Origin of the sequence: Sulfurimonas sp. (assembly GCF_034005705.1) — a bacterium.
In the GTDB taxonomy this organism is placed as follows: domain Bacteria; phylum Campylobacterota; class Campylobacteria; order Campylobacterales; family Sulfurimonadaceae; genus Sulfurimonas.
In genome coordinates this window covers 1-9,561 of the sequence record NZ_JAVEUF010000029.1, presented here as the reverse complement: position 1 = coordinate 9,561, position 9,561 = coordinate 1, and the positions used below count along the sequence as shown (strand labels likewise).

Below are 9,561 nucleotides of genomic sequence, written 5' to 3'. Positions count from 1 at the left end.
CGAGCAAGATGATAGATTAAAGCAATTAGAAAAATTTGTTGATAGCAATGCTCCTTTATTAGTTCATTTCTCCAAGGCTGAAAATTCTGTTTTATCAAAGCTAGATAGTTGTTCTAGTGATATTATAAAGCTTCAACAACAAATAAACCAAAGCCCTACAATGAAAGAAGTAAGAGATGAATTTATGACTAAAGAGATGTTTAGGCAAGTTGAAAAACATATTGATACAAGGTTTGATACTTTTGAAAAAAAGTTTGACAGTTTGAACGATGGGTTAAAAGAAATATTGTCAGCTGTAAAGGAACAATAAAATGGCTAATTTTAACAATTCTATAGATAAGGTTTTGGTTAGTGAGGGTGGCTATGTAAACGACCCAAACGATAGAGGTGGCGAAACAAAGTTTGGAATAAGTAAAAGAGCTTACCCACATATAGATATTAAAAATCTCACAACTGATGAGGCTAAGGCAATATACAAGCAAGACTATTGGGATAGCATTAAGGGCGATGAAATAAATAGTGATTTAGTAGCTTATGAAATATTTGATACAGCTGTTAATATGGGTTCGAGAACTGCGAGTAAATTAGCTCAAGTAATAATAGGTTCACATCCTGACGGTATTATTGGAGTTCAGTCATTAGCAAAGCTAAATGAAATTAATGAAGAGCTATTTCTAGTTAAGTATAAATTGGCAAAAATAGCAAGATATGCTTATCTTGTTAAAATCAGACCGGAAAATAAAAAGTTTTTATTTGGATGGATAAATAGGGTACTTGGAGCATAATATGGACTTATTAGATTTTTTTGGCGGCGGCATAATAGATAGTGTTGGTAAAATTGCTGATGAACTTATTACAAGCGATGAAGAGAGACTTGAAAAAGAAAATGAAATTTTAAAGACAAAGTTACAATATGACTTTCAGAACAAAGAGCTAGACACAAAATTAATGACAGGACAAATTGAAGTAAATAAAATTGAAGCTCAGCACCCAAATATTTTTATTGCTGGATGGAGACCAGCTGTTGGTTGGATTGGTGCAATAGCTTTAGCCTACCAATTTATTATATATCCTTTTTTGATATGGTTGTGGACTTTCTTGCAATCTCAAGAGATAATACCAAAAGAAATAAGCTATCCACCAGTATTAGATATTGGTGCATTATGGACGATTGTAAGCGGTATGCTGGGTATTGGTGTAATGAGAAGTTTTGATAAAACTAAGAATATTGATACTAAAAAAATGTAAAAATAAAAAGTAGATGGTGGGCTTTGCAGGACTCGAACCTGCGACAACCCCGTTATGAGCGGGGGACTCTAACCAGCTGAGTTAAAAGCCCATCTATTATAAAAGGGGACACCCAAAGGGACACCCAAAAAGTTTTAAAACCTTTTAAAGCCTTGCTTTAGGGCTTTTCTACATGTATTCATTATCCGTTATGAGCGGAGGGCTCTAACCAACTGAGCTAAGAACCCACTGTTTCTATCGAAGCTATCGCTTAGTAGGTCGGAATTATACTTCAGACCACCTTAGAATTTTCTGATATTTGGACATCTTTGATTTTAAAGACAACTGCGTATAGAAGCGGCACGTAGACCAGGTTTAATACGGTCGCCCAAGCTATTCCAAATCCGAGTGAGATAGCCATAGGCTGAAGTATCATAGCCTGCCCTGAAGCGAAGAATATCAGCGTCGAGAGTCCAAGCACGGTAGTAAGCGATGTCAACAAAATAGGTCTTAACCTAGTCTGTGCCTGCTTCATTAGTTCCTCTACGTTTCTTGCGTTTTTTATAAAGTTTACAACTATAAGACCGTCATTGACGACAACTCCCGCAAGCCCTACGACTCCTATCATACCAGGCATTGTAAGGTTTATTCCCATTAACATATGCCCAAAGAATACGCCAAGCAGAACAAGCGGTATAGTACTTATGACAATAAGAGATTTTTTTATGGAGTCAAAGAGCCAGACAAGCGTTATAAATATCAGAAAGATAGCTATAAGTGCAGACTGCATCAGCTCTCTTTTGTTTTTGGCGTTCTCCTTCTCCTCTCCTTTTATCTCTAGCTTGTAGCCCTCACTCTTTAATTTTGCAAATGCGGGTTCAAGTTTTTTCATAACTTCGGCAGATGTGATGATCTTCTTGTCTATGGAAGCGACCACCGTTCTTATTCTCTCGCCGTTCTCTTTTTGAAGAGCTACAAAGCCTTGGGTTATGATAAAGTCGCAAATATCTTTGAGTAAGACAAAAGTATCGCTTGAAGGAACCTGCACTTCTACCCTCTCTATAGACTCTATCTGCTCATTGACACCGCTCTCTATCTTTATGCGGACAAGCCCGCTATCATTGAACATTTTGCCGTATTCGCCTTTAAGGTAGTACGCTCTAAGCTCTTTTGATATCAGCTCCTCATTAAAGCCAAGCTGCTGTCCATACTCGTTTACGCGCAGTTTTAGCTCTTTTTCGCCGAGTGTTGCATCGTTTGATATATTGCTTACACCCTCAACGGCTCTTAGGGCATCTTCAAGCTCTTTTATCCCCTGCATGGTTTTTTGCTCATCAGCTGCACTTAGGCTTATCTCTATATCCGAAGCTACAACTCCTGCTCCTGGAACCTTTACGACAAGCTCTTCAAAGATGATATTGTCACCCTCTTTTGCTTTTCTAAAAGGCTCTACCACCCTCTCGACATCTACGGCTATCTCTCTTGCGTCTCTCTCTCTTTTTAGTATCTCAGCATCATACTCTATTGAAAGATATGGGCTAATGTACTCATCAAAAGCATTATCTGCGGCACGCTCGCTAAGGTCAATAAATATATGAAACAGATGCTCTCCCGTCTCGACCATATTTTTGGCATCGAGCTTAAATCCTATAACGGAGGTTATCGAGGAGATATCATCCCCTTTTATGTGCTTTAAAAGTTCTTTCTCAAGCTCGGTAACAATTGCCTCGGTATCTTCAAGCTCATTGTTGACATTTACCTTTCCGTAGACGTAGACCTGCGTGGTGTCAAAATCAGGAAAGAGCTGAAACTTGGAGTTTTTTATCATAACGGCAGTCAAAGATAAGATAGCAACGACCATGACTATAAGCGAGATCCATCTCTTTTTAAAAACAAAGTGCAAAACGGCGCTGTGCCAAGAGGTGAGTTTTTTCCATATCTTTCTTGTAGAGCTGTCACTATGTGATACCTTTAAAAAGTCGTGCGCATGGAGCGGCAGGAAGTAAAACGCCTCAAAAAGCGATGAAAGGAGAAGAACGGTTATCATGATAGGAATTATTTTGATGAACATTCCCATCTCGCCGCTTAGCAGAAGCATAGGCAAAAACGCAAAAACTGTCGTCAGCGTAGCGGTCAATACGGCAGGGAACATCTCCTGTGCCCCTACTATCGCCGCCTCTCTTCTATCCATCCCCTCTTCAAGGTGTCTGTAGATGTTCTCTGCAACGACTATCGCCTCATCGACGAGCATACCAAGAGCTATGAGCGCTCCTAGAAGCGAGAGCATATTTAGAGAATCTCCCATTATCTCAGTGGCGATCAATCCTATCATAAAACTCAGAGGGATTCCGATAGCGACAACCACGGCAATTCCGCGGTTAATAAATATAAGCATCGCCAAAAAGACAAGCATAAGTCCAAAGGTTATATTTGCAAATACGGTATTTAGACGGTTCTTTATCCACACGGAAGTATCTGCATATATCTCATAACGAAGCTCAGGATGAAGTTTTTCGCTCTCTTTTAAAAGGGCTCTGACCTGTTTTACAAGCTCTATCGCATTTCCCTCTTTTGCTTTTGCAACGTTTATAGATATGTTTCTAACACCGTTGTAGTGAGAAAGTTCCGTCTCATCACTAAGTCTGAACGAGACATCTGCAATATCGCCTACTCTGACTCTCGAGCCGCCTACGTTAATAACGGTACTCTCAATGTCTACCTTGCTTTTTTCTCCGTTATATGTAGAGATGTATAGATGCGAACCTCTGTCTTTAATAGTTCCTATGGGGAAAATGGAGCTTATGCTCCTTAGCGCATCCACCGCCATGGCAGGTTGCAGTCCAAACGCCAGAACTTTCTGCTCGTTTATCTTTATGACAAGCTCTTCTTCAGCATCACCACGGATGGTGATCTCGCTAAGCTCTTTTAGTTTGCTAAGCTCGCTCTTTAGCTCCTCCGCTCTTAAGAGAAGCTCCTCTTTTGGTCTATCGCCCGCAAGTGCCACAAGTGCGAGTGGAAAATTGTGCAGCTGTATCTTTGCGATAGGCTCTGCCATATCTGCGGGCAGATCTTTTTTCACGCTGCTTACTATGTCTTTTACGTCATTTAAAACATTCGCGTTGTCAGACCCAGGCTTTATGTCGGCAATGATCGAAAAGGAGCCGTTTTTTATGGTAGTTTTTATAATGTCGAGTTCACTGATGTTTTGAAGGTCATCCTCTATGGTTTTTACGACCATCTTGTCAAGCACATCGGCAGAAGTTCCAGCGTATCCGCCCGTGACAGTGACCTTGTCCATATTCATAGGAGGAAATATCTCTTTTGGAATGTTTACATATGCAAATATTGAGAGAACAAAAATAAATGTAAGTAAGATATGGTTGAGCAGCGGTTTATCTATTGCAAACTCTAAAAAACGACGAGTCATCGAACCTCTTTAAAATATTGTATCAAGTACTTGGTTTTTAAACTTAATAGATTCAACAGAGCCTTTTATAAGCCTGTTCTCCTCTTTTAGCGTATCATACTCGCTTTTTAGTTTTGATATATCCCTGCTTTTAAAGTAGATCTGTTGTTGAATATATATTTTAGGAAAGAGCACGATACAGACGAACACGATACCGAGCAGAACATAGAGAAGATGGTTTACATCCACATCTTTTTTTGGATTTAGAACTATGTCGAGTTCATTTAAAAGCTCTGTTTTATCACTCACTGCTCTGCATCCGTTTCAAATACTCTGAGTTTTGCGCTTCTGCTTCTCGGGTTTGCCTTTAGCTCATCATCTTCGGCGGTAATTGGCTTTTTGGTCAAGACTCTACCGTATGAGTGATTGTTGCCGCACGTACATCTCATCGCTTCAGGCGGGCAGATACAGCTCTTGCTCCATTTACTGAACCTGTTTTTTACTATTCTGTCCTCAAGCGAATGAAAAGAGATTATCGCTATTTTTGCATTTGGAAATTTCGCCTCTTCGATGGTGTCTAAAAGCGAGCTCAGTTCACCGAGCTCGTTATTAACCTCTATGCGGATGGCCTGCATCAGAAGTGTTGCAGGGTGAATTTTCTTCCCCTTTGGCATAAGGTGAGTCACGGCTTCGCTCAACTCTTGTGCAGATGAGAATGGGCGGTTACTTACTATAAAAGAGGCTATCTTTTTGTAGTTTCTAAGCTCGCCGTACTCAAGCAAAATCCTCTCAAGGTCAGTTTGAGAGTACTCGTTTACAACCTCTGCAGCACTTAGCGGAGCGTCTTTGTCCATTCTCATATCAAGGTTCTCACTTGCAAAAGAGAAGCCCCTCTCTTTTTGGTCAAGCTGAAGCGATGAAACCCCGATGTCTGCCAAAATGCCTCTAATATCTTTAATGTCATACTCTTTTAGAATCTCTTTTATGACCGATGAAAAACGCCCCTTTTTTATCTCGACTCTATCTCTGTATGGCTCTAATCTTTTGGTAGAAAAATCTATCGCGGTCTGGTCTTGGTCAATTGCTATAAGTTTGATATTTGGGTTGGCTTCAAGTATCATCGACGAGTGCCCGCCATACCCCATAGTACAGTCTATTATAACTCCCTCTTCAATATCACTGAACGTATCGAGTACCTGAGTGTATAAAACCGGAACGTGTGGGATGATTTGCATTTAAGACCTAAACTATTTTCTTGCAATTATACATCAACTTTGTAAAGTTTAATTTTTATTACAGTATGATAAAGAAAAAAAGAGCTCTGGTATGCAAACAATAATAAGTCAATATTATATAGAACTCATAGGATTGATTGTCGCAGTAACTCTCATAACGATCGTTATCCTGTTGAAAAGTTCAAAAGGCAAAGCGGCTGAATCAGCAAAAGAGGAGCAGACAGAAGCTCCAAAAAGCGATAAAAAAGAGGCGGAACCTTCGGCAGAGGTCATAGAAGAAAAAGAGGAACCAGAACTCAAAGAAGAGCCGCAGCAACTCCAAGAGACGCCGAGCGCTCCAGTTGAGACTGCTGCTCCCGTACCGACGAACAGAAAGAAGCGCGAACTTATCCCCCACGGCAAAATCACCAAAGACGACTTTGAGGATTTTAAAGGAACAAGAGTACTTATAGCCGAAGACAATATAATAAACCAGAAAGTCATTATGGGGCTGTTGTCTACCTCGGGCATTGATATAACTATTGCCAACGACGGTCAGGAAGCGCTAAATATTTTAGAAAACGACAGAGATTTTGCAGTGATCTTCATGGATGCCCATATGCCTGTAGTTGACGGTTTTCAGGCGACAAGAATCATTAGAAAAAATCCGAACTATGAGCATATTCCAATTGTGGCGCTAAGCGGCGATACTGCGGCAGACGATGTCAGAAATATGCTAAACGTAGGTATGGAAGCGCATCTGGAGAAACCTCTTAAAATGGATGCGCTCTATGATATTTTATATATCTATACTACGGGAGAGGAGTTGCAAAAAACAGCTTCTGCAGTCTCTCAAGAGAGTGCTGAATTTGATATTCATAAAGGTTTGGAGATATGCGGAGGAGACAGAGAGTTCTATCTTGAAATATTAAATGATTTTCTATCAAAATACTCAGACTCTGAAAAGACGCTTCAAGAGCATATAAACGGAACAAACGGCATAGATGCCGATAAACTTCTCCTTGATATATCCGGTGTGGCGGCAAATATCGGTGCAGACAATCTGCATGATGCAGCACTTGAGCTAAAAAAGAGCATCGCCAACCCTTCAGACTTAAGCTATGTCAGCGATCTAAAGAAATACAAAAGAGCGCTTGAGAGAGTTTGCGAGGCTATCAAAGAGTATATGGCCGCTTAGCCCTTTAGCGGCTAAGAGCCTTTTTTACGTGCTCGTCTGCCATAGTGATATTCCACTCAGGTTCCCAGACCAGATCGATCTCTACGCTTTTTATCCCTGCCATCTTCTGCACGGCCTCTTTCACCCACTGCTGAATAAGCTGATGCATCGGGCAGGCTTTTGTAGAGAGCGTCATCTTTACATAAGCATTTCCCTCCTCGTCACATGAAGCGTCATAAATAAGCCCCATCTCAACAAGGTTAAAACCTACCTCAGGATCGATGACCGTCGATATCGCTAACAATAATTCATCTTTTGTATACATTCTATTATCCTTAAATTTTATTTTCTTTATAATTTATCATATAAAACACGCTTCTAAGCAGTGCCAGAGCGCCCATCAATAAAAATGAGGCTCCCGCCTTTAAAACGAGTCCGTCTTGAAGCAATATAGCCGCCGCTACAACTACAACACCCAAAGCGCAAAACAGAAGCTGTGCCGAAGAGCTCCTTGCAGGAAGCATATCCGCGAGCATCGGAACCTTCTGCTTTCCGACAAGCGGAGAAAATCTCTCAAACCAGACCAGAAACGGGATGATCTTATATATGTGCCCCGTGATTATAAATGCAAAAAAACCAAAGAACATCATCCATGCGGACGCCAACAAAAGCGGCTCATAGCCTATGGCTAAATAAACCAATGCAAAAGAGAGCGAAACAACTAAAGAGAAGTATGCGAACATAAGCGATCTTGCGTAAATATCTATCTCTTTTCTCGCTCTGGTCTTGTGTATCGTATATATAAAGTAGAAATATATCAGCAGTCCTGCAGCTGCCAACATATAACCTCCATATGCAAAAAGCGCTGAGCCGTTTAAAGATGAGAGCACGACAGAGAGCACGGAGATGCTCACGAGCGTTATAGCTATCTCAAGAGGTTTTTTGCTAAAGCCGTGTGAGAGTCCAAACATAGGAAGCAAAACTACGGAGAGCCCCATGACGGTAACTACGATGTAGCCTGTAACAACCAAAAACACATGCCCTCTTAAAAGTGCGTCTATATCAACCGAGATCATTCCCGCATATCCAAGAGCCATAGCAAGACCGAATATGATTCCAAAAAAGAGAAATATATTCGCTATGAGCATACTGCTGATTACCAAATTGAACTTCTTTACCTTTTTTATGGTCAGAAATATCTCCATCACAAATATCATCATGGCGATCAATACGACCGTTCCGCCAAAAGGCAGAAGTGTCGGATAGCTCATAAATCCAAATGCCATCATAATTGTACCTATACCAAGCAGCGGCCATATTGCATAAAATAGTTCAACCCCAAAGTGCCCTACTTCAAGCACTACTGGCACAAGCTGAGCCATTGCTCCAAAGATTATCATCATTACAAAGCCGAGTAAAAAGAGATGGACAAAGCTTAATACTTTCGTGTCCAACATAGATAGATTATCCGCCGAGAAGAAAAATATAAATATGACCGATAGCAGATAAAACAGACTCCCCAATATAAAGAATGGAGAGATAAGTTTAAACGGAGGGGCAAAGTCTTGTGATACTGAGAACATAAAGCTGTTAGTGACTTATATTTTCAAGATCTGTTGCAGAGTCTGATGAGCCGTTGCTTGAGAAGATCACTTTTACCAAGCCCTCCGGAGTCTGCTGGGTTTCATAAGAGATATCATCTCCAAGTTTTGCAAAGAGTCCGCCGGGCGTTTTGTGGTTTATCATGACCAACTTGTCACTGGTTCCTTTTATGAGCTTTAGACCGCATACGGCATTTACCATAGGATCCGGCGGACCGCATTTAGACGTATCAAAGTAGTAAGTGCTCTCCCCGTCCTTTTCTAGTTTATAAAAATCTACCGTTGCGCCGGTAACTTCTATTTTTGAAGCCTCATCTGGAATAAGTGACATCAAAACTCCTTTTCATTTTATATAACTAAATTATATTTAATATATAAATACATAGCGTTGACCTGTATCAACATTAGGAGGTATATTTATCTTGTTTGTCCGCTTCCATATATTTTAAACTTGTAAGTCGTAAGTCCCTCTATCCCCATCGGACCTCTTGCGTGAAGCTTGTTGGTACTGATACCTACCTCAGCACCGAAACCGAATGCTCCGCCGTCCGTAAATCTTGTAGAGGCATTGAGGTAAACGGCTGCCGCATCAATGGCATTTAGAAATGTCTCTGCGGCTGTCACGTTTTGAGTGATGATCGCCTCAGAGTGGCCTGAGCTAAATCTAACAATATGCTCTATCGCGCCCTCCACTCCATCTACAACTTTTATGTTTAGTATATTTGCAAGATACTCTGTGTCATAATCCTCATCCGTAGCATTTGCGACATCTATGATAGCCTGAGTCTTTTTACACCCTTTTAACTCAGTATGCGCCTTGTCAAACTCTACTTTTAAAAGAGGAAGAGCCTCTTTTGCAATAGCGCTGTCTACCAAAAGAGTCTCCATCGCATTACAGACTCCCGGTCTTTGCACTTTTGCGAGATCGGAAGAGCA

The 9,561-nt window shown here is 40.8% G+C and carries 11 protein-coding genes and 1 tRNA gene; 4 read left to right on the top strand and 8 right to left on the bottom strand.

The window, feature by feature from the left end; all coding sequences use genetic code 11:
* The 3 genes from RBR61_RS09880 to RBR61_RS09870 all read left to right on the top strand — a co-directional run.
* A partial coding sequence (locus RBR61_RS09880) for a hypothetical protein (RefSeq protein ID WP_320343995.1) occupies positions 1–310 on the top strand: 310 nt, incomplete at its 5' end.
* A 1-nt stretch (position 311) separates the two neighbouring features.
* Positions 312–785: a glycosyl hydrolase 108 family protein gene (locus tag RBR61_RS09875; protein ID WP_320343994.1), complete on the top strand. Its 474-nt coding sequence runs from the start codon at positions 312–314 to the stop codon at positions 783–785.
* Between the two features lies 1 nt (position 786).
* The gene (locus RBR61_RS09870; protein ID WP_320343992.1) at positions 787–1,248 is read left to right on the top strand and encodes a holin family protein; all 462 of its coding nucleotides are present in this window, start codon (positions 787–789) and stop codon (positions 1,246–1,248) included.
* 14 nt (positions 1,249–1,262) lie between these two features.
* On the opposite strand, the gene RBR61_RS09865 is transcribed toward RBR61_RS09870, so the two are convergent.
* From RBR61_RS09865 to rsmH, 4 genes are all read right to left on the bottom strand, one after another.
* Positions 1,263–1,339, bottom strand: a tRNA-Ile gene (locus RBR61_RS09865).
* 180 nt (positions 1,340–1,519) lie between these two features.
* Entirely contained in the window at positions 1,520–4,654 is a 3,135-nt protein-coding gene (locus tag RBR61_RS09860; protein WP_320343991.1) for an efflux RND transporter permease subunit, read from the bottom strand.
* Between the two features lie 9 nt (positions 4,655–4,663).
* Positions 4,664–4,942, bottom strand: a complete 279-nt coding sequence (locus tag RBR61_RS09855) for a hypothetical protein (protein ID WP_320343989.1) — start codon at positions 4,940–4,942, stop codon at positions 4,664–4,666.
* Positions 4,939–5,868, bottom strand: a complete 930-nt coding sequence (gene rsmH, locus RBR61_RS09850; protein ID WP_320343988.1) for a 16S rRNA (cytosine(1402)-N(4))-methyltransferase RsmH — start codon at positions 5,866–5,868, stop codon at positions 4,939–4,941. The genes RBR61_RS09855 and rsmH overlap by 4 nt, the downstream gene beginning before the upstream one ends.
* Positions 5,869–5,959: 91 nt before the next feature.
* Between rsmH and RBR61_RS09845 the strand changes: the two genes are divergently transcribed.
* Positions 5,960–7,045 (top strand): response regulator, encoded by a 1,086-nt coding sequence (locus RBR61_RS09845; protein WP_320343986.1) that lies wholly within the window; start codon positions 5,960–5,962, stop codon positions 7,043–7,045.
* Positions 7,046–7,049: 4 nt separating this feature from the next.
* Here RBR61_RS09845 and RBR61_RS09840 read toward each other — a convergent pair whose 3' ends face one another.
* The 4 genes from RBR61_RS09840 to RBR61_RS09825 all read right to left on the bottom strand — a co-directional run.
* Positions 7,050–7,349 carry a metal-sulfur cluster assembly factor gene (locus tag RBR61_RS09840; RefSeq protein WP_320343985.1) on the bottom strand — a complete coding sequence of 100 codons (300 nt, stop codon included), beginning with the start codon at positions 7,347–7,349 and terminating at the stop codon, positions 7,050–7,052.
* Between the two features lie 10 nt (positions 7,350–7,359).
* A complete protein-coding gene (locus RBR61_RS09835) occupies positions 7,360–8,607 on the bottom strand; it encodes a hypothetical protein (protein ID WP_320343983.1) in 1,248 nt (415 codons plus the stop codon).
* Between the two features lie 7 nt (positions 8,608–8,614).
* The gene (locus tag RBR61_RS09830) at positions 8,615–8,956 is read right to left on the bottom strand and encodes a hypothetical protein (RefSeq protein WP_320343981.1); all 342 of its coding nucleotides are present in this window, start codon (positions 8,954–8,956) and stop codon (positions 8,615–8,617) included.
* 86 nt (positions 8,957–9,042) lie between these two features.
* The coding region (locus RBR61_RS09825) for an aldehyde dehydrogenase family protein (protein WP_320343979.1) at positions 9,043–9,561 on the bottom strand (519 nt) is incomplete at its 5' end.

Excerpts from the sequence above, each read along its gene's own strand:
- RBR61_RS09875 (WP_320343994.1), top strand. The coding sequence starts at position 312 with ATGGCTAATTTTAACAATTCTATAGATAAGGTTTTGGTTAGTGAGGGT.
- RBR61_RS09870 (WP_320343992.1), top strand. The coding sequence starts at position 787 with ATGGACTTATTAGATTTTTTTGGCGGCGGCATAATAGATAGTGTTGGT.
- RBR61_RS09860 (WP_320343991.1), bottom strand. The coding sequence starts at position 4,654 with ATGACTCGTCGTTTTTTAGAGTTTGCAATAGATAAACCGCTGCTCAAC.
- rsmH (WP_320343988.1), bottom strand. The coding sequence starts at position 5,868 with ATGCAAATCATCCCACACGTTCCGGTTTTATACACTCAGGTACTCGAT.
- RBR61_RS09845 (WP_320343986.1), top strand. The coding sequence starts at position 5,960 with ATGCAAACAATAATAAGTCAATATTATATAGAACTCATAGGATTGATT.
- RBR61_RS09840 (WP_320343985.1), bottom strand. The coding sequence starts at position 7,349 with ATGTATACAAAAGATGAATTATTGTTAGCGATATCGACGGTCATCGAT.
- RBR61_RS09835 (WP_320343983.1), bottom strand. The coding sequence starts at position 8,607 with ATGTTCTCAGTATCACAAGACTTTGCCCCTCCGTTTAAACTTATCTCT.
- RBR61_RS09830 (WP_320343981.1), bottom strand. The coding sequence starts at position 8,956 with ATGTCACTTATTCCAGATGAGGCTTCAAAAATAGAAGTTACCGGCGCA.